This is a genomic window from Halomonas sp. LS-001 (assembly GCF_052983955.1).
In genome coordinates this window covers 1,422,916-1,441,146 of the sequence record NZ_CM129816.1, presented here as the reverse complement: position 1 = coordinate 1,441,146, position 18,231 = coordinate 1,422,916, and the positions used below count along the sequence as shown (strand labels likewise).

Below are 18,231 nucleotides of genomic sequence, written 5' to 3'. Positions count from 1 at the left end.
AAACGGCTATTCATCAAAAGCCCAGAAATAGCATGTCCAACGCTGCGGAGATTTCATCCTGATGCCTGGCCAGGCTATCAACACAAGAACGCAATTCGCCTTCGGGCACCGCGGCCATGTACTGAGTTGCCATTACCAGCTCCTGCCCCTCAATACTAAATACAGGATTCAGCCGTTGGGCAGGAAACGGCGCGGAGGATTTGGGCAACAGTGGGATTACAACACGGGTATTCAGGTCGCTGAGTAGATCTGACTGAACATCTAGCAGGTACCCGGCCTCACCCTCATTTTCGAAGACATCGAAACGGGCCATCAGAACTGACGGTGCCGTGCGAGAGGCAAGCCGTTAGCTTCAACATAGGTATTCGAGCTTGCCAGAGCTTGCGCATTTTCTTTCAGCCAACTTTCCTGCTTATGCCGTTTCACCGCCTCCGCGATCCCCGCCTCTGCGGACCTTGAGATATTGACTCCCAGAGCTTTTGCCTCTTTAAGAAGAGCACTATCCAGCGATAGGTTCGCTGGCTTTCGGGTGGACTTGGTAATTTCAGAAGCTAGCATGGCTCAGCCCTCACGCGGAACAATACACTCAGAATATGTGCATATTACTTGCGCATCAATACTGCACAGCGACAGTTTTTATCTCGGATCACGCAACAGACAGTTAGTAGCCGCGAAGCGGCGGAAAATTGCCCTACAGCAACGGCTGGTTAGGCACTATTCGTAATGGCTCCATAGCCTGAGGACTTTCACTACCTGTTCATCATCGAGCACCTGGTAAACCAGACGATGCTGAATATTGATCCGGCGTGAATAGGCTCCGGCTAGATCACCAATCAGCTTCTCAAACGGAGGCGGCTTGCGGTATGGGTCTTCCGCTACGAGTACCAGCAGTTCCTGGGCTTTTGGTTTTAGGCCACTGGAAGCCAGCTTCTTAGCATCCTTCTGGGCTTGCTTGGTGTAAACCAACGTCCATGTCACCAGTCCAGCTCCTCATCACATTCCTCCACTGGGGTATTCATTCCCTCGCGAATAGATTCCCGCATGCCGGGAACTGACAAAAGATAAAGCGTTTCCTGAATGGCAGACCAATCCTCCTCAGACACCAGAACGGCCTTATTCCGCTTCCCCATGATGACAATTGGCTGGTGAGACTCGGCGGTTTCATCAATCAAACGGTAAAGATTGCTGCGCGCCTCAGTGGCTGTAATTCCGGTCATGATGCACCTCTTGCGAACTCGACTCTCGGTTCAATTTACGCCGCTCAGGACGTACGTCAAGACGAACGTTCCGCATAGCGCTTTTTTCAGCGTTCAACACGTGCTGACTTGTCTTTTGCGCATTATGCGAAAGACGTAATAGTACGACTTGAACGGGCTATCAGAACTGACGGTGACGTTCGCTAAACGATACACTGGCAATATGCGTAACGGCAGGTCAGCAATTTAGCCGTCAGGCCGTGTTCACAGGAGTCTCTCTGCGTGCTGCCAACTGCCGCGCCAGTCTGTATCACCACAATATGACCATTTGGCGTCGAATGCATCGCGATCTGCCGATGTAAACTCGATCCGCAGGTTACCCCAGTGCTTGCTGCCACCTTTTTCCGTGTCACAGGTTCGGCCGGAGCTGTCTTTTATCCAAAACCCTTCGAGGACAGTGTCACTGGTGAATTCCCCCTGAATTTGCCCACCTCCCTTCTCGGTATAATCGCCGCTGATACCGCCATCGTCTCTGCGCAGCGTCGTCTGGCGATTATTGTCCGAGCGCCAGATTCCCAGAATCTCGATGCGCGCAGTATCTATTTCCTGCTCGTCGGGCACGGCACGAACGCGAAGCTCAACCCTGCGATTTTTTTCACGACCTTCCGCGGTATCGTTGCTGGCAACCGGATCACTCTCGCCATGTGCTTCGATACGTATCCTGTCTTCAGGGACGCCCGCGTTTTCAATCAGGTAATCTGCCACCGACCGCGCGCGATTTTCCGACAGCAGCTGATTGGATTCAGCGCTGCCCACGGTATCCGTATGACCTGCCACCACTACCGACTGCAGTTTTTCAGAATCGACGCTGGCCATGGCTTCATTGATCGCTTCGGATGCCTGGGGCTTGAGCTGGTATTTGCCCGTGTTGAACAGCACTGCACTGTCGAGTGCAATATGCTGCAACGAACCGATAGCACCCACCGCATCAATGTCCGCACCCGGTGTTTCACCACCGCACTGCTCTCTCAGGTCCACCAGTTTGACGTAGCGAAAACTCTCATCGCCGTCGATATAGGGCGCGATATCGATCTCTGCCTTGCCGCCGCCAATACCACCAATACGAACCCAATCTTCGTTATTGTTGGATATGGCCAGCGCCGTGGGCTCAATCGCCGGTCCAACCTCGAATACATACAAATCCGGGCCGGGTATATCGATCAACTGGTTATCGGTGAACTTCAGCACCAGTTCACCGCTACACCCCAGCGACAGGTATCCTCGTGTGTCACCTTTGCCATAGTCCGGAATTCCCAACGCCTGCTCGCGGTCGCGGGCTGCCTCAATGGGCTGTTCGGTACCGGTATCGTAATGTACGACCTCATCGGCGAAGGATACGTCCCCCTGAGGGAAGGTAACGTTGCCACCGTGGCCATCCGGGTATGTCTTCGGCTGAGCCGTGCTGGCCTGGGCGGCAAAAAACGTCAACAGGCCGAGCATTGCGACCCGATAAATAGGTATGCGCATGAGCTTGTTTTCCGTTTGTTGATTCTGGCGGTGTCCGACCTCTGCAAGCAAACACCGGCTCTACTACCAACATTCGATGGCTAAAAAGCGGTTTAGCCAGCGGGCCATCGTCTCAATGCTTCATCCAGTCAGTGTAGTTGGGCAATCAGGTGTTCTCGAGGATGAAAGACACCCTCGGGCGACCGGTATCGTCACCCCTTTGGGAAAACGCTCCGCCTTCGGTGGCGAAACCCTGCAAGGTCTCACGCCGGACATCAGCTTTGGAGACGAGGCGCTTCTACTGTTAACCCCACAAATTTCCTCTGTTTCTGAAAAGCACCTCAAAAACCCGATGGGCTCTCTATCGCACTTCAGAAAGCAGATTGTTGGAGCCCTGGATAGGGCTATCACCGGCATTTAACGCCGGCCGTAACCGGAGCATTTGTAGTGTGCGCAGCGAAACAGCCACCATGTTTGTGTCCTAGCGAGCCCGCGAGCGACTACAGCGGTTTGTCATACGCTTTACGCCGTTGCTTTTTCAATGATTTTTTTCCACTCTATCAAACACTTGTTGATAAGTTCAAAGGCATCACCAAGTTTGCCGCTTTTTAGATCATTGATATCCATCGATACTTTTACTGTTGAAGTATCTGACACAACAGTTTCGACGCGATCAGCATAAAGGGTAAGTTTGTTTATTCCTTCCTGCGGAATTTTATAAGCGACTTCGCTAAGTGTAGGCTTTTTACCTGATCTAGAATCTCGGTCTATACCGCCATGTTTGAGGCTATTTGCAATATCTGCGCATAAACAAAGACACTCGGTATTATTAACTTGGTTATCTACCCACTTCTTGTCCTTTCCTTGGGCTAACGAGTATTTTTTTACATAGTCTTTCAAACTCCATAACCAAATAAATCCGTTTTCAATTTCGTCCTGAAGTTCTTTTGGCTCCTTTATACCTTTGATTGAATATTCCTGATAACCTAAATCTTCATGAGTTAGAGCCCACTCAAAACCATCTCCGTCTAGGGAGCCCAGATTTATCTGAATTCGTTTTATTTTTTCTAATAGAGAACTTACTTGATTTAGAGTCACGATTTTTCCAAGCGTATAGTGCAAAGCTAAGCGGTGCCCTGACAAGGGCATCCGGTGGAGGCCGAAGCCCGGAACGAACTTAAGCGCCTTGTTATAGGCTTATTCGGAACTGAATTCGATCTCAAAATTATCTCCATCCCAAAGGGTGACTTTGCCAATCCAGTCTTCCCGAACGTGAAACTGATTTTTAAGCTTGCTTGCGTCATCCCCGCGACGGATAGCTTCTTCATCGATTGTTCGAGCGATGACTACTCGCACTGGCTGATCAGTTTCGTATGCTTTCTGAATACGTTCTCGAAACTCGGCATTTCCATGACCAGACCAACGGGTAACCCTGTCTATATATGTGATTTTGCCATTACCCGTCGACGTAAAGAAATGGTTCCAGAGGCTGACGACCAGCTCTCCTTTTGGATTTTCTGCAGAAACTGACCAATTCACATTCTTAAGCTTGGCACCATATTTCGCAAAGCAGTCTTTAATTCCCATTCTTAACCCTTAGAGTCTACGTAATTCATCACGCTGGCCATAACGACTGCCATCAGCCGCGCGAGGTACGAGCGTCGGATGAATGGCTTGGTTAGCTTTTTTCATCGTGGAGGTCTCTGGCTTCTTGCCGGGCCTTTTCTCTCAGGCTTTCTACAAGACTCTCAGCCTTGAGAGCAGCGAAACCCCTCGGGTTAAGCTGACAATGGTAATCATGATGCTCCATTCTCCGCCGCTTTTCCTCTGCCTGCTTTTCCTTCTTGCTCTTGGGCAGGTAACCCAAGACCCTCAGGCCGCCAATCGCGGCATCAGCCAACGTGCCGAGCAACCCAAGGAAGCCAAGAACTGGATGTAGGTAGAACGCTAAAGCCACGCCTGCTGGGACCACCGCTCGACGAAAAAACAAAAAGGCGATGATAATTCGCACACCACTCATCTGCTCCAGGAGCTTCTTGTCGGCCTTTTGTCGCCTTTGCTCTTTTGTGCTGTGACCAATCGACGAGTAAATCTTTAATATATTATCTGGGCTCGCATCAAATGATGGCATCGAAAACTCGCTTAGCCGCCCCCACTCGGTGACAATCTTACCAGCGCGTGCGTACACCAGAAGATCCCGCCGGTCGTCACCCCCTGATACATCTATTGGGCCATCAACGCTATCAACTGCTGATGCGACAAGTGGAACCGGGAAGCGTCGGAACCACTGCAACGCCTCCTCCCTAATTCGATCTACGATGACCTCCAGCCCCTCGTCGTGCTCCGCATACACCAAAAACAAGGAAGCAAATGGCATCGTTTCATTGGCCGGCTGATACTCGACGAACAATCCTGGTCCACGTGGTTCCTTCACGGTGTCAAAAACCAGTCCAATTGTGTCGCCCGAATCCATCAAAACAGCTCCCAAGGAGTAATACAGCGAACAATGATTGGACTGCACGTTCTGATATTGGATGAACAATCTTGCGCGTTCAGCAATATTAGCCAACGTGCTTCATTTCTTCCAACCCGTTGATTTTTCAAGCACCTAAATATATCCAGATTCGCTCACACGCTCCCCTTCTCCATTCCAACCACCCTTTTGAGCCTGAGCATAGTAGATTTTACTTAGGAAGGTAGTGGCGAGCGCCCTGCTCGCCACTTGTTCGGCGGGAAATCGGCGGCTTAAAATGCCCAGTCGTCGTCTTCGGTGGCGACGGCTTTGCCGATGACGTAGGAGGAGCCGGAGCCGGAGAAAAAGTCGTGGTTTTCGTCCGCACTCGGGGAAAGTGCCGCCATGATGGTGGGGTCGACATCAGTGACGCTGCTGGGGAAGAGTGGCTCAAACCCGAGGTTCATCAGCGCCTTGTTGGCGTTGTAGTGAAGGAATTTCTTCACGTCTTCCGTCAGGCCGACTTCATCATAAAGCGATTCGGTGTAGCGTACTTCGTTGTCGTAAAGCTCCAGAAGCAGCTCAAACGCGTAGTCTTTGACTTCCTGCTGACGTTCCGGCGTGGCTTCTGCCAGGGCTTGCTGGAATTTGTAGCCGATGTAGTAGCCGTGTACCGCTTCATCGCGAATGATCAAACGAATCAGGTCCGCCGTGTTGGTCAGCTTGGCATGGCTTGACCAGTACATGGGCAGATAGAAGCCCGAATAGAACAGGAAAGATTCCAGGAAAACGCTGGCCACCTTGCGCATCAGCGGGTCATCGGAGCGGTAGCGCTCAAGAATCAGCTCGGATTTTGCCTGCAGTGTCGGGTTTTCCTCGCTCCAGCGGAAGGCATCGTCCACTTCTCGCGTGGTGCATAACGTCGAGAAAATCGAGCTGTAAGAGCGTGCGTGCACGGATTCCATAAAGGCGATATTGGTGTAGACCGCTTCTTCATGGGGCGTACGGGCGTCGTCCATCAGCACCGGCGCGCCGACGCTGCTCTGAATCGTATCCAGCAGCGTAAGGCCGGTGAATACGCGGATCGTCAGCTGTCGTTCTGTCTCGGTCAGCGTGTTCCAGGACTGGATATCGTTGGACAGCGGCACTTTTTCCGGCAGCCAGAAGTTACTGGTCAGGCGGTTCCACACTTCCAGATCTTTATCGTCCTGAAGGCGGTTCCAGTTGATCGCGTCGACCCGCGACAGGCGTTGCATTATGGTCATGGCTAATCTCTCGTCAGTATCATCAAACGCTTACAGCGTGCAGGAAACACAGCCTTCCACTTCCGTGCCTTCCAGCGCCGTCTGGCGCAGGCGGATGTAATAAAGCGTTTTGATGCCTTTACGCCAGGCGTAAATCTGCGCCTTGTTGATGTCCCGCGTGGTGGCGGTATCCGGGAAAAACAGCGTCAGCGAAAGTCCCTGATCCACGTGTTTGGATGCTTCGGCGTAGGTGTCGATGATCTTTTCCGGGCCGATTTCGTAGGCATCCTGAAAATAATCGAAGTTGGCTTCGTTCAAAAACGGCGCCGGGTAGTAAACACGCCCCAGCTTGCCTTCTTTACGAATCTCGATCTTCGCCGCCACCGGATGAATGCTTGAGGTGGAATGGTTGATGTACGAGATGGAACCGGTGGGCGGCACCGCCTGCAGGTTACGGTTGAATAGCCCATGGGCCATCACTGATGCCTTGAGTGACTGCCAGTCTTCCTGGGTCGGCAGCGCAATACCGCTACGCTCGAAAATGTGGCTGACTTTCTCGGTGCGTGGCAGCCAGGCTTGCTCGGTGTACTTGTCAAAGAAGGTGCCCGACGCATAGGTGGAATTTTCAAACCCGGCAAAGGCTTCACCCTGTTCGATTGCCAGCCGGTTAGACGCCCGAATGGCATAAAAGGCAACGCAGTAGAAATACAGGTTGGTGAAGTCCAGGCCTTCATCAGAGCCATAATAGATATGCTCGCGGGCCAGGAAACCGTGCAGGTTCATTTGCCCAAGGCCAATGGCGCGAGACTTGGCATTCCCTTCCGCGATGGAGGGCACGCTGCGCAGGTTGCTCATTTCGGAAACGGCGGTCAGTCCGCGAATGGCAATTTCCACACTGGTACCGATATCACCGGCATCCATCACCTTGGCGATGTTCATGGAGCCAAGGTTGCAGGAAATATCCTGACCTACATGCCGGTATCCCAGGTCGTCATCGTATTCCGTCGGCGTATTCACCTGCAGAATCTCGGAACACAGGTTACTCATGTTGATGCGCCCGGCAATCGGGTTGGCGCGGTTCACCGTATCTTCAAACATGATGTAGGGGTAACCGGATTCAAACTGCAGCTCCGCCAGGGTCTGGAAGAAGGCGCGTGCGTTGATCTTGTGCTTGCGGATACGCGCATCAGCGACCATTTCATGGTACTTCTCGGTCACACTGATATCCCCAAGCGGCACGCCGTATACCCGCTCGACATCATAGGGCGAGAACAGGTACATATCGTCGTTGCGCTTGGCCAGCTCAAAGGTGATGTCGGGAATCGTCACGCCCAGTGACAGCGTTTTGATGCGAATTTTTTCATCGGCATTTTCACGCTTGGTATCGAGAAAACGCAGAATATCCGGGTGGTGGGCGTTCAGATACACCGCCCCTGCGCCCTGGCGTGCCCCTAGCTGATTGGCGTAGGAAAAAGCGTCTTCCAGCAGTTTCATGATCGGGATAATGCCCGATGACTGGTTTTCGATACGCTTGATGGGCGCACCCGCCTCACGGATATTGCTCAGCAGGAAGGCAACGCCACCGCCGCGCTTGGAGAGCTGAAGCGCGGAGTTGATCGAGCGACCAATCGACTCCATGTTGTCTTCGATACGCAGCAGAAAGCAGGATACCAGCTCACCGCGCTGCTGCTTGCCACAGTTCAGGAAGGTTGGCGTGGCGGGCTGAAAGCGGCCACTGATGATTTCATCCACCAGCGATTTGGCCAGGGCTTCATCGCCGCGCGCCAGCGTTAACGCCACCATGCAGACACGGTCTTCATATCGCTCAAGGTAACGCTTGCCGTCAAACGTTTTCAGCGTATAGCTGGTGTAATATTTGAAAGCGCCCAGAAAACTCGGAAAACGGAATTTGTAAGCGTATGCCTGCTCGAAAAGCGCTTTGATAAAGGCAAAGCTGTATTGGGCCAGCATGGCGGCTTCGTAGTACTGCTCTTCCACCAGATAATCGAGCTTTTCTTCCAGGGAATGGAAGAACACAGTGTTCTGGTTAACATGCTGCAGAAAATATTGGCGAGCGGCTTCGCGGTCTTTATCAAGCTGCAGTTCACCGTTGGCACCGTAAAGATTGAGCATGGCATTCAGCGCGTGGTAGTCCAGCGTTCGCCGCTCTGAGGCCGCCGCAGCAGGCGCCGTGTCGGGCGCTTTCTGAGTATCTAACATTGACGTTTCCAAAACGCATTTACTCCTTCACGGACCCTGACAACATCGTCATCAGTGCCAAACAGTTCAAATCGATATAAAAGCGGTACCTGGCATTTCTGAGCAATGATTCGCCCTGCCAGCCCGTACGCTTCACCAAAATTCGTATTGCCCGCGGCAATGACGCCGCGTATCAAGCCGCGATTGTGTTCATCATTCAAAAACCGGATCACCTGCTTCGGCACGGCCCCTTTGGCATAGCCGCCACCATAGGTCGGCGTCACTAACAGGTAGGGTTGCTCGATGCGCGGCGTTGGGTCTTCACGGTTCAGCGGCAGCCGCTGGGCGCTTAGGCCCAGCTTTTGAATAAAACGGTGGGTATTACCTGACTTGGTGGAAAAATAGACCAGAGTCCCCATTTGCTCGGCCTCTATGTCAGCGGTTTGCATAACGGGGTGTTACGCCAGCGCCTGAATACGGTCTGGGCGGAAACCCGACCAGTGATCTTCCCCTACCACGACAACCGGCAACTGACGATATCCCAGCGCTTCCACTTCATCCTGAGCACCGCTTTCCGCTGTAATATCGATAACGGTGTATTCAAGCCCCTGCTTTTCCAGTGCCCGATAGGTCGCGGTGCATTGAACACAGGAAGGCTTGCTATAAATCTGGATTTCCATGGCGTTTCCCCTTTTCACAGCGGTGTTTTTCAGGTAGGCACATCTAGTGCCATTGCTAACCTCTCGATACAACAAATACTACATGTAGATATTTTTAAAATCAAACACCATATATATAGAAAAACCACAGAAAATTATTGACACAAAAAACCCTTTGATCTACCCCACAAAAAAACCGCCCCCTAAGAAGGAGGCGGTTTTTTAGAAGGCGCCAATTAGTTAGGCGCTTCTTTTTCAAGAGCTATTTTTAACAGCTCTTTTAACAACTTTCATAACAACCCGTGCTTTTATGGCACGGGTTGAGAGGCGGGTACTTAAGCAGTAGCCGCCTGGTAACGATTTTCAACATCGTCCCAGTTTACTACGTTGAAGAAGGCTTCAATGTAGTCCGGACGCTTGTTCTGGAATTTCAGGTAGTAGGCATGCTCCCAGACGTCCAGGCCGAGCACCGGCGTGTTGCCTTCCATGAGCGGGCTGTTCTGGTTCAGGGTGTTTTCAACGACCAGCTTGTTGTCTGGCGTTACGGAGAGCCATGCCCAGCCGCTACCAAAACGACCCAGTGCCGCTTTTTTGAAGGCGTCCTTGAACGCATCAAAACCGCCCAGCTCAGCTTCGATAGCCTTGGCAACATCACCCTTGGGCTGACCGCCGCCATTAGGCGACATCATTTGCCAGAACATTGAGTGGTTGGCATGGCCGCCGCCGTTGTTGATCACTGCCTGACGCTTTTCTTCAGGAACGCGATCCAGATTGGCGATCAGCTCTTCAACCGGTACGTCTTCAAGGCCTGTACCTTCAAGCGCGGCATTCAGGTTGGTGACGTAAGTGTTGTGGTGACGCGAATGGTGAATTTCCATGGTCATCGCGTCGATATGCGGCTCAAGTGCATCATAAGCGTAGGGAAGTTCGGGCAATGTATGTGCCATTATTGTCATCTCCTTGCGTGGCTTGAGTGATTGTTACGGCGTTCAGTCATTTTCGCCAACCATGTTGGCAAAGGTTTCACTGAACGCTGTATCCAATGCTATACCCATTATATGTGGTCAGCGTGACAGCTTTTCAACTGCTGAGCCTATTTTTTGGATATTTTTCTCAATGGCGTTCAGTGCTTATCACTCGATCTGGACTGCTGAACACCGAGATATTCCGCCAATTTGACCTAGTGATTTACTCAACTATTAATACTGTACCTAATTTTTTGGCCTAAAAAAAGCCGACTCCCGTGGGGAGCCGGCTGATAGATCGTCTGACGCTCTGGACGTTACAGCTTGCTCTCAAGCTCCGGCAGAACATCGAACAGATCGCCTACCAGGCCGTAGTCCGCCACCTGGAAGATGGGTGCCTCTTCGTCTTTGTTGATTGCCACAATGACCTTGGAATCTTTCATGCCCGCCAGGTGCTGAATCGCCCCGGAAATACCCACGGCAATATAAAGATCAGGCGCTACGATCTTACCGGTTTGCCCTACCTGCATATCGTTGGGCACAAAACCCGCATCAACCGCTGCACGAGACGCACCAATGGCCGCCCCCAGCTTGTCGGCGATACCATCAAGCAACTTGAAGTTTTCGCCGTTACCCATACCACGGCCGCCGGAAACCACCACCTTGGCGCCACCCAGTTCAGGCCGGTCAGATTTGGCAAGCTCTTGGCCAACAAACGCGGACTGGTTGTTTTCAACCACAGTATCAACCGCTTCCACGCTTGCGCTACCGCCATCCGCCACACCATCAAAGGCGCTGGGGCGAACGGTAATCACCTTGAGGGAATCCGCGCTTTTTACTGTCGCGATGGCATTGCCTGCATAGATAGGACGCAGGAAGGTGTCAGCGCTTTCTACACCAATGATGTCGGAAAGCTGGCTAACATTCTTCAAAGCGGCCAGGCGCGGCATAACGTTTTTGCCAGTGGTGGAGGCAGAAGACAGTACGTGTGTATAGTCATCTGACAAGGCAACCAGCAGCTTGCCCATCGGCTCGGCCAGCTGATGGGCATAGACGGCGTTATCCGCCACGCGCACTTTATTGACACCGTCCAGCTTTGCAGCAGCTTCAGCCGCTGCCTGAACGTTCTCACCCGCCACCAGAATATCGATATCGCCACCAATGGCTTGCGCGGCGGCAATGACATTCGCCGTGGCGCCTGCCAGTTGGCCTTCATGTAGATCAGCCAGTACCAGAATGCTCATGAAATCAGCTCCTTTCAAAGCACATGTTTTTAAAGGTTTTTCTTAAAAGATTTTTCTTCGAAGGTCTTGTTTATAAAACCTTGTTTCTAAAAACCTTGTTAGAGAACCTTGGCTTCGTTTTTGAGTTTGTCGATCAGCTCATCTACCGAGGCAACCTTGACGCCACCCTTACGCTCGGCGGGTGACTCGACCTTGACCAGCGTAACGTTACTGGAAAGATCAACACCGAGGTCTTCAGGCGTTTTCACATCCATCGGCTTCTTCTTGGCTTTCATGATATCGGGCAATTTGGCATAACGCGGCTCATTGAGGCGCAGGTCAGTCGTGACGATCGCCGGCAATGAAAGTTCGATCGTCTGCAGACCGCCATCGATTTCACGCGTGACTTTAAGCTTTTCACCGTCAACGACCACTTCCGAGGCAAAGGTACCTTGCGGCAAATCGGTCAGCGCCGCCAGCATCTGCCCTGTCTGGTTGTTGTCACTGTCGATGGCCTGTTTACCCAGCACGACCAGGCCGGGCTGCTCTTCTTCTACCAGCTTGGCAAGCGCTTTTGCTGCACCGAGCGAGTCAACCCGCTCATCAGTCTGCACATGAATGGCACGGTCAGCGCCCAGTGCCAGTGCGGTACGCAGTTGTTCCTGCGCTGCCTTGGGGCCAATGGTAACAGCCACTACCTCAGTCGCCACGCCCTTTTCTTTCAGGCGCACAGCTTCTTCAACGGCAATTTCACAAAACGGGTTCATGGCCATTTTGACATTGGTGAGGTCAACGTCGGATTGATCCGCTTTTACACGAATTTTAACGTTGTAGTCGATGACGCGTTTTACCGCGACGAGTACTTTCATAAATTCCTCGCTTGGCTTTCTGATGAGCACTTACTGGAAATAATAAGATACCGCTTAATCTAGCAAACACTCAGCTTATCTTGAATACGCGAAACAATCGCCAGGTAACATTCATGCAAGCGTTTGATAGACACAGCGATAAAAAACCTGACAAACATGCCACAGCCTTATGCCGTGCGGCAACACACAATCATTACGCCCTTGGTATTAATACGCGGTAGCTAAGGCTGCAACTCAATTCGCCACACGTTATGCTGCTTCTATCAATCAAGGATGGTCACCAAGCCGTATTATGCCTATCATGTTAGATAACATGAAGCAAACGACCGTTTAAAATTAAGCGCATATTCTTCTATCGTTATATACCTGTGGCCCGGCGCTATCACAGCCCGCTTACGAATATAAATAACAACGCGATAGGATGACTGAAAAGGAGACACTACCGTGGATAACAATGCCGTAGAGAGTGATGAGATCGAACGTGATGTCATGGAATTTGACGTCGTTATCGTGGGGGCCGGGCCGTCCGGGCTCTCGGCGGCTTGCCGCCTGATGCAGCAGGCCAATGCGGCCGAGCAGGAACTGACGGTCTGTGTGGTCGAAAAAGGCTCCGAAGTCGGCGCTCACATCCTCTCTGGCGCCGTGTTCGAACCCCGCGCGCTGGCCGAGCTGTTCCCCGATTGGGAAGAGCGCGGCGCGCCTTTGAGCACCCCGGCGACCCGCGATGAGGTCTATCTGCTCAAGGATGCCGAAAAAAGCCAGCAGATCCCCAACGCCCTGGTGCCGAAAAGCATGCACAACACCGGTGGCGACCTACCTAACTACGTAATCAGCGCCGGTAACCTGTCCCGCTGGCTGGGCGAGCAGGCTGAGGAGCTGGGCGTGGAAATCTTCCCCGGCTTTGCCGCTCAGGACGTGATCATCGAAGATGACAGCGTGCGCGGCATTCTGATCGGCGATATGGGCGTCGGCGCGGATGGCCAGCCCAAGGATGGCTATATGCCTGGCATGGAGCTGCGCGCCAAGTATACGCTGTTTGCCGAAGGCGCCCGCGGCCACCTGGGCAAGCGTCTGATCAGCGAGTTTTCCCTGGATGAAGGCCGCGACCCGCAGCATTACGGCATCGGCCTGAAAGAGCTATGGGACGTGCCCGCCGAGCAGCACGAACCCGGCCTGGTGCTCCACGGCTCCGGCTGGCCGCTGGATAGCAAAACCCACGGCGGCTGGTTTCTTTATCACGCGGAGAACCAGCAGGTGGTGGTCGGGCTGATCATGGATCTTTCCTACCAGAACCCCTGGCTATCGCCGTTTGACGAATTCCAGCGCATGAAGCACCACCCGGTGCTCAGCCAGCATCTGCAAGGCGGCAAGCGAGTAGCCTATGGCGCGCGGGCGATTACCAAAGGCGGCCTGAACTGCCTACCGAAAATGACCTTTGCCGGTGGCCTGCTGATTGGTTGTGATGCGGGCACGCTCAACTTCTCCAAGATCAAGGGCCTGCACACGGCGATGAAATCCGGCCTGGTGGCGGCGGAAAGCGTCTTTGAAGCCATCCAGAACGGCGACGAAGGTGGCCAGGAGCTAACGTCCTTCACCGAGAAATGGGAAGCCAGCTGGGCCTATGAAGAACTCAAGGCCAGCGCCAGCTTTGGCCCGGCAATTCACAAATACGGCACAATCGGCGGCGGTGCCTATAACTTCGCCAACCAGCTGCTGGGCAATAAACTGCCCAACCTTCACGACACCACCACCGACCACGGCGCGCTCAAACCCGCTGCCGAGTTCGAGAAAATCGACTACCCCAAACCGGATGGCAAACTGTCCTTTGATAAGTCGTCGTCGGTATTTCTCTCCAATACCAATCACGAAGAAAACCAGCCTTGCCACCTGCAGTTAAGCGACCCGGAACTGCCGATTCGCGATAACCTGCCGGCCTACGCCGAACCCGCCCAGCGCTATTGCCCGGCAGGCGTGTACGAAGTGGTGGAAGACGACGCAGGCAATCCCAGGTTCCAGATCAACTTCCAGAACTGCGTGCACTGCAAGACCTGTGATATCAAGGACCCGGCCCAGAACATCACCTGGGTGGCACCGGAAGGCGGCGGCGGGCCTAATTATCCCAATATGTAAAAGCGTAAGAACAGGCCCAGTAGGTAACAAAAAAGCCCCTCGCGATGAGGGGCTTTGATGATCGGTGATATCACGCTGATTTGGGGCTTAGCACCTCAATAGGCGCTTGTCTGGCGACCAGCCGCCGCCTACCGGCTTCGGCAAAACGCACGTCAATGACAGGGTTATCGTCACTCCCTTCCACACTGGCCACTTCTCCTTCGCCGAAGAAATGATGACGCAACCGCTGGCCAGGATAGTAATCCGTGCGGGTTGAATAGGCAGCGGTACTTTCTTCCACGCGCGGGGGCTGGGGAGCCGCCGTAACGCTAATCTCGTCACACCCTGCCAGGGTCAGGTAGCGGCTCACAATAGCAGGTGAGGTTACGTTTAAGACCCCTTGTTCATTATTCTGCTCGACGCCTTGTGCTGTATTTTCCTCCATTACGTTTTCCATTACGTTCGCCACCTGCATGCATTCCTGCCAGGCGCTTTCGGCAATAAAACGGCTAGGCCGATGATCACCACCATCGTGCAGTAGCATCAGTGTTTTCTGGGCGCGGGTAATGGCGACATAAAACAGGCGACGTTCTTCTTCAAGCCGCTCATCATTCAAAGGGTTATCGCGGCTATAGTGGGGAAAGTCTTCTTCATTAACCCCTGCCACGGCCACCAGCGGCCATTCCAGCCCCTTGGCCCCGTGGACGGTGCTAATAAGCACGCCATCCGCCTGGTTTTCAACCGGGCGTTCCAGCAGTTCGATAAACGCCTCCGGGTTCTGGACGTTATCCGCCTGCTCGATCAACACATCCAGCAAACGGACATCCTCCTCGCCTTTATCGCGGCGAGCAGCAGCACGCTTGAGGGTCTTTTCTGCATCAATGGTGTCGACGATGTAGTGGAGCAGCCTGGAGGTTGGCCAATGGCGCAGCGTCGGCAGTTCGCACAGCAGCTGCCAGCGCTTTTTGAGGGTGCGTTTCTGGCCGGGTTTTAGATCAGATAGCGTCGGGGAATCACGCTGTGGCCATGCCTGAAGGCGGGTGAGTTCCAACGCCAGACGCTGCAAGCGCTCGCGCGCCACAAACGGCGTGGGTTGTGCCAGCAAAAGCGTTACTAACTCCGGGTCATTAAGCCATTCGGGCTGACGCGCCAGCTTAAGATAACCCGCCAGCGCCTGAACCAGCGGCAAACGAAACACAAAGCGGTCTTCGCGCTGCATGCGAAAGGGAATCCCCGCCTGCAAGAGCGCCAGCTGAACGGGAACAGACAGCGCCCAGCTACGCACCAGCAGGCAGGCATCCGTTAATGGGCGCCCCTGGGCTTTCCAGTCAAACAGGGTGTCCAGTAGCAGGCGGCTACCCTGCCCGACCCGAATATCGGTAGACGGATTATTTTCAGCGGCCAGGCATAGTTGGTCAGGACGACGACGGTTGGCATTAATGGCGTGATTGGCAGCCAGTGCCAGCGCATGGCCATGACGAAAGGTCATTGATAACGGATAGTCGGTTGCCGCACCAAAGGTCGCCGTAAAGTTCTCCAGCATGGTGTCTGGCCGGGCGCCCCGCCATTCATAAATACATTGATTGGCATCACCCACGGCCATCACCTTGGCCCGGGTCCCCGCCAAAACCGCCAGCAGGCGTTGCTGGGCAGTGTTGATGTCCTGATATTCGTCGATAATGACGTGATCAAGAAAACCTTCCACCCGCTGGCGCAAGGCATCATCCGCTTCCAGGGCACGTAACGGTCGATAGAGCAGATCGGCATAGGTCATTACCCCCGTTTCGCGAAGCAGGCTTTCTGATGCCTGAAACGCGGCGGGGAAGTAGTCGGTATCCGGCTCATAGCGAAGGCGTTGATAGAGCTCAGCGGGGTCTGCCATTTCCGCTTTGACCAACCCACAGAAATGCGCCAGGGCTTCCAGTCGCTCGCCGTCCAGCGCGGCTTCCCGGCGCTCCGGCTCGCTGGCCAGCACCTCCAGGCTTGCCTGCTTGAGCAGGCGCTCCAGCTGCCAGTCTGCTGACAGAAGGCGGCGCGGTTCAATAGCGCCCCAACGGCACAGGCTATTTGTCAGCCGATAGCCTAGTGAGTGAAAGGTGCGGATATCCGGCAGTGGCTGACCCTGCGCCGCCATCAGCTGAAGGCGGCGCTGGAAATCATCTCTTGCCGAGCGGTTGAACATCAGCACCAGCATTCTTTTGGGGGACACCCCCTGCTCCAACAGATGCAGCACCCGCACAGCCATGGTCGTGGTTTTACCGGCACCTGCTACTGCCGCTACGCGGGCATGGCCACCTTCATGAGTCACCACCGCTTGCTGTTGCGCGGTCAGCCGCGAACCCGGCTGTAAGGAAAACTTCACAGCGCCTCGCCTGGGTCAATCACGCCCAATACCTGCCAGTGCCCACCACTCCAGAGGCCGACTTCGCTATGACCGTTTTGCGTCTCGCGGATTTCAGCGGCATCTACCAGCTGGTAATACACATTACGGTTCAGACGCGCCGACATGCCAAATCGCACCGCTACCTGGGGCACCGTTTCATTTTCAGGGGTAGTGGTGACGGTCAGGGAGTGCGTCTCATCCAGGCGGATTTCATCGCCATAGTGGGTCGTTAACCACCAGTCGCCGTCACGCAAGCTGGCTTCAACAATCACAAAGGGGCAGTCTTCTACCTCAATACGCCAACGCTCTGCCGGTGTGACCAGGCAGGTTCCTTCCGGGTCCTGACGCAGCAGGCTCGCCAACATACGAACCAGGGCGGGACGCGTAAAAGCGCGCCCTTCATGCAGCCATTGGCCATCGGCCTTGATAACCAGCGGCATATCACCAATCAAGGGAGGATGCCACTGATCAACCGGAGGAATCGCCGCTGCCGCATCGCAATGATGAAGTAAACGATCAATCTGCATGGCCTTACCCCTCGCGTGTAAAAAGTGACATCAACATCAGGTTACCAGACCCGCTTGTGCCAGCGCATCACGCACATTCGCGGGGGCTTCGGGAACAGCCTTGCGGAACAGGTGATAGAAATTGACCGTGGTCTGCATGGCCACTTCATCAACACTGATACCGCGGGCGTCAGCAATGCACTCAGCTACCTGCACGACCCAGGCGGGCTCATTGGGTTTGCCGCGATACGGCACCGGCGCCAGGTAAGGGCTATCGGTCTCGATCAGTAAGCGGTCCAGCGGAATCTGTTTTGCTACTTCCCTCAACGAGGCCGCATTAGCAAAGGTCACAATGCCTGACAGCGAAATATAAAACCCTAACCTGACCGCTTCCCGGGCCATGTCCAGATCTTCCGTAAAGCAGTGTATAACGCCCCCAACCTTTGGGTCCGTATGCTCACGCAGTAACGCCAGCGTATCGGCTTTCGCCTCTCGACTGTGCACCACAATGGGCACTTCAAGCTCGCGTGCGGCCATCAGGTGGCGCTTGAAACGCTCATACTGAACCTCTGCTGGCACGCTATCGCGATAATGATAGTCCAACCCGGACTCACCGATCGCCACGGCCCCGTATTGGTCAGCCACCTCCACAATATCATTCACCTCGGGTTCCACCTCTGCACTGTGCAGAGGGTGAAGGCCGGCTGAAATCACCACATCCTCATGCTCACGTGCAATGGCGGCTAGCCCTGGAACGTCTTCCAGCGTTACGGCAATCGCCAGAAACTGGCTGACATTGGCCGCTCTTGCCGCATTTAACGTCGCCTTAAGGTCTCCCCCGTGGGTTTTATCGGATAAGCGGTCTAGATGGCAGTGTGAATCAACGAACATGGGATACTCGGCAGAATAAACAGGAAAAC

General features: G+C 53.8%; 20 protein-coding genes. 2 read left to right on the top strand and 18 right to left on the bottom strand.

Annotated features, from left to right (window positions below; genetic code table 11):
- Window positions 1-13: 13 nt before the first annotated feature.
- The 5 genes from ACU6TU_RS06435 to ACU6TU_RS06415 form a co-directional block, all read right to left on the bottom strand.
- Entirely contained in the window at window positions 14-313 is a 300-nt protein-coding gene (locus ACU6TU_RS06435) for a CcdB family protein (RefSeq protein ID WP_447143733.1), read from the bottom strand.
- Window positions 313-558 (bottom strand): type II toxin-antitoxin system CcdA family antitoxin, encoded by a 246-nt coding sequence (locus tag ACU6TU_RS06430; protein WP_447143732.1) that lies wholly within the window; start codon window positions 556-558, stop codon window positions 313-315. The genes ACU6TU_RS06435 and ACU6TU_RS06430 overlap by 1 nt, the downstream gene beginning before the upstream one ends.
- Before the next feature lie 156 nt (window positions 559-714).
- Window positions 715-978, bottom strand: a complete 264-nt coding sequence (locus tag ACU6TU_RS06425; RefSeq protein WP_100819879.1) for a Txe/YoeB family addiction module toxin — start codon at window positions 976-978, stop codon at window positions 715-717.
- Complete coding sequence (locus tag ACU6TU_RS06420) at window positions 975-1,217, bottom strand: type II toxin-antitoxin system Phd/YefM family antitoxin (protein ID WP_100819878.1); 243 nt, start codon at window positions 1,215-1,217, stop codon at window positions 975-977. Before ACU6TU_RS06420 ends, ACU6TU_RS06425 begins: the two co-directional genes overlap by 4 nt.
- A 243-nt stretch (window positions 1,218-1,460) precedes the next feature.
- Window positions 1,461-2,723, bottom strand: coding sequence for an OmpA family protein (locus ACU6TU_RS06415; protein ID WP_447143731.1), 1,263 nt, complete (start codon window positions 2,721-2,723; stop codon window positions 1,461-1,463).
- Window positions 2,724-2,799: 76 nt separating this feature from the next.
- Here ACU6TU_RS06415 and ACU6TU_RS06410 point away from each other — a divergent pair, with 76 nt between their 5' ends.
- A complete protein-coding gene (locus ACU6TU_RS06410) occupies window positions 2,800-3,123 on the top strand; it encodes a CcdB family protein (protein WP_447143730.1) in 324 nt (107 codons plus the stop codon).
- 101 nt (window positions 3,124-3,224) lie between these two features.
- On the opposite strand, the gene ACU6TU_RS06405 is transcribed toward ACU6TU_RS06410, so the two are convergent.
- From ACU6TU_RS06405 to ACU6TU_RS06360, 10 genes are all read right to left on the bottom strand, one after another.
- Window positions 3,225-3,800, bottom strand: coding sequence for a hypothetical protein (locus ACU6TU_RS06405; RefSeq protein WP_447143729.1), 576 nt, complete (start codon window positions 3,798-3,800; stop codon window positions 3,225-3,227).
- Between the two features lie 99 nt (window positions 3,801-3,899).
- Window positions 3,900-4,289 (bottom strand): hypothetical protein, encoded by a 390-nt coding sequence (locus ACU6TU_RS06400; protein ID WP_447143728.1) that lies wholly within the window; start codon window positions 4,287-4,289, stop codon window positions 3,900-3,902.
- Window positions 4,290-4,380: 91 nt separating this feature from the next.
- Window positions 4,381-5,271: a hypothetical protein gene (locus ACU6TU_RS06395; protein ID WP_447143727.1), complete on the bottom strand. Its 891-nt coding sequence runs from the start codon at window positions 5,269-5,271 to the stop codon at window positions 4,381-4,383.
- Window positions 5,272-5,447: 176 nt separating this feature from the next.
- Window positions 5,448-6,419, bottom strand: coding sequence for a class 1b ribonucleoside-diphosphate reductase subunit beta (nrdF, locus tag ACU6TU_RS06390; protein WP_447143726.1), 972 nt, complete (start codon window positions 6,417-6,419; stop codon window positions 5,448-5,450).
- A gap of 30 nt (window positions 6,420-6,449) precedes the next feature.
- Window positions 6,450-8,618 carry a class 1b ribonucleoside-diphosphate reductase subunit alpha gene (gene nrdE, locus ACU6TU_RS06385; RefSeq protein WP_447143725.1) on the bottom strand — a complete coding sequence of 723 codons (2,169 nt, stop codon included), beginning with the start codon at window positions 8,616-8,618 and terminating at the stop codon, window positions 6,450-6,452.
- Window positions 8,612-9,046, bottom strand: coding sequence for a class Ib ribonucleoside-diphosphate reductase assembly flavoprotein NrdI (nrdI, locus tag ACU6TU_RS06380; protein WP_447143724.1), 435 nt, complete (start codon window positions 9,044-9,046; stop codon window positions 8,612-8,614). The genes nrdE and nrdI overlap by 7 nt, the downstream gene beginning before the upstream one ends.
- 9 nt (window positions 9,047-9,055) lie before the next feature.
- On the bottom strand, window positions 9,056-9,277 hold the full coding sequence (gene nrdH, locus ACU6TU_RS06375; RefSeq protein ID WP_447143723.1) for a glutaredoxin-like protein NrdH: 222 nt from the start codon (window positions 9,275-9,277) through the stop codon (window positions 9,056-9,058).
- A gap of 314 nt (window positions 9,278-9,591) precedes the next feature.
- On the bottom strand, window positions 9,592-10,203 hold the full coding sequence (locus tag ACU6TU_RS06370; RefSeq protein ID WP_447143722.1) for a superoxide dismutase: 612 nt from the start codon (window positions 10,201-10,203) through the stop codon (window positions 9,592-9,594).
- A 335-nt stretch (window positions 10,204-10,538) separates the two neighbouring features.
- Entirely contained in the window at window positions 10,539-11,465 is a 927-nt protein-coding gene (locus tag ACU6TU_RS06365; protein WP_447143721.1) for an electron transfer flavoprotein subunit alpha/FixB family protein, read from the bottom strand.
- A gap of 98 nt (window positions 11,466-11,563) precedes the next feature.
- Entirely contained in the window at window positions 11,564-12,313 is a 750-nt protein-coding gene (locus tag ACU6TU_RS06360) for an electron transfer flavoprotein subunit beta/FixA family protein (RefSeq protein ID WP_447143720.1), read from the bottom strand.
- 489 nt (window positions 12,314-12,802) lie between these two features.
- Here ACU6TU_RS06360 and ACU6TU_RS06355 point away from each other — a divergent pair, with 489 nt between their 5' ends.
- Window positions 12,803-14,443: an electron transfer flavoprotein-ubiquinone oxidoreductase gene (locus ACU6TU_RS06355; RefSeq protein ID WP_447144197.1), complete on the top strand. Its 1,641-nt coding sequence runs from the start codon at window positions 12,803-12,805 to the stop codon at window positions 14,441-14,443.
- Window positions 14,444-14,513: 70 nt separating this feature from the next.
- Here ACU6TU_RS06355 and ACU6TU_RS06350 read toward each other — a convergent pair whose 3' ends face one another.
- The 3 genes from ACU6TU_RS06350 to ACU6TU_RS06340 are packed head-to-tail and all read right to left on the bottom strand — an operon-like array spanning window position 14,514 to window position 18,202.
- Complete coding sequence (locus tag ACU6TU_RS06350) at window positions 14,514-16,784, bottom strand: ATP-dependent helicase (RefSeq protein WP_447143719.1); 2,271 nt, start codon at window positions 16,782-16,784, stop codon at window positions 14,514-14,516.
- Complete coding sequence (locus ACU6TU_RS06345; protein WP_447143718.1) at window positions 16,781-17,332, bottom strand: DUF1285 domain-containing protein; 552 nt, start codon at window positions 17,330-17,332, stop codon at window positions 16,781-16,783. The genes ACU6TU_RS06350 and ACU6TU_RS06345 overlap by 4 nt, the downstream gene beginning before the upstream one ends.
- Before the next feature lie 36 nt (window positions 17,333-17,368).
- Window positions 17,369-18,202: a TatD family hydrolase gene (locus tag ACU6TU_RS06340; RefSeq protein WP_447143717.1), complete on the bottom strand. Its 834-nt coding sequence runs from the start codon at window positions 18,200-18,202 to the stop codon at window positions 17,369-17,371.
- Window positions 18,203-18,231 lie beyond the last annotated feature (29 nt).

What these genes read in the sequence shown, in the direction of transcription:
- ACU6TU_RS06435 (WP_447143733.1), bottom strand. Translation starts at nt 313, where the DNA reads ATGGCCCGTTTCGATGTCTTCGAAAATGAGGGTGAGGCCGGGTACCTG.
- ACU6TU_RS06430 (WP_447143732.1), bottom strand. Translation starts at nt 558, where the DNA reads ATGCTAGCTTCTGAAATTACCAAGTCCACCCGAAAGCCAGCGAACCTA.
- ACU6TU_RS06420 (WP_100819878.1), bottom strand. Translation starts at nt 1,217, where the DNA reads ATGACCGGAATTACAGCCACTGAGGCGCGCAGCAATCTTTACCGTTTG.
- ACU6TU_RS06415 (WP_447143731.1), bottom strand. Translation starts at nt 2,723, where the DNA reads ATGCGCATACCTATTTATCGGGTCGCAATGCTCGGCCTGTTGACGTTT.
- ACU6TU_RS06410 (WP_447143730.1), top strand. Translation starts at nt 2,800, where the DNA reads ATGGCTAAAAAGCGGTTTAGCCAGCGGGCCATCGTCTCAATGCTTCAT.
- ACU6TU_RS06400 (WP_447143728.1), bottom strand. Translation starts at nt 4,289, where the DNA reads ATGGGAATTAAAGACTGCTTTGCGAAATATGGTGCCAAGCTTAAGAAT.
- nrdF (WP_447143726.1), bottom strand. Translation starts at nt 6,419, where the DNA reads ATGACCATAATGCAACGCCTGTCGCGGGTCGACGCGATCAACTGGAAC.
- nrdE (WP_447143725.1), bottom strand. Translation starts at nt 8,618, where the DNA reads ATGTTAGATACTCAGAAAGCGCCCGACACGGCGCCTGCTGCGGCGGCC.
- nrdI (WP_447143724.1), bottom strand. Translation starts at nt 9,046, where the DNA reads ATGCAAACCGCTGACATAGAGGCCGAGCAAATGGGGACTCTGGTCTAT.
- nrdH (WP_447143723.1), bottom strand. Translation starts at nt 9,277, where the DNA reads ATGGAAATCCAGATTTATAGCAAGCCTTCCTGTGTTCAATGCACCGCG.
- ACU6TU_RS06370 (WP_447143722.1), bottom strand. Translation starts at nt 10,203, where the DNA reads ATGGCACATACATTGCCCGAACTTCCCTACGCTTATGATGCACTTGAG.
- ACU6TU_RS06365 (WP_447143721.1), bottom strand. Translation starts at nt 11,465, where the DNA reads ATGAGCATTCTGGTACTGGCTGATCTACATGAAGGCCAACTGGCAGGC.
- ACU6TU_RS06360 (WP_447143720.1), bottom strand. Translation starts at nt 12,313, where the DNA reads ATGAAAGTACTCGTCGCGGTAAAACGCGTCATCGACTACAACGTTAAA.
- ACU6TU_RS06355 (WP_447144197.1), top strand. Translation starts at nt 12,803, where the DNA reads ATGGAATTTGACGTCGTTATCGTGGGGGCCGGGCCGTCCGGGCTCTCG.
- ACU6TU_RS06345 (WP_447143718.1), bottom strand. Translation starts at nt 17,332, where the DNA reads ATGCAGATTGATCGTTTACTTCATCATTGCGATGCGGCAGCGGCGATT.
- ACU6TU_RS06340 (WP_447143717.1), bottom strand. Translation starts at nt 18,202, where the DNA reads ATGTTCGTTGATTCACACTGCCATCTAGACCGCTTATCCGATAAAACC.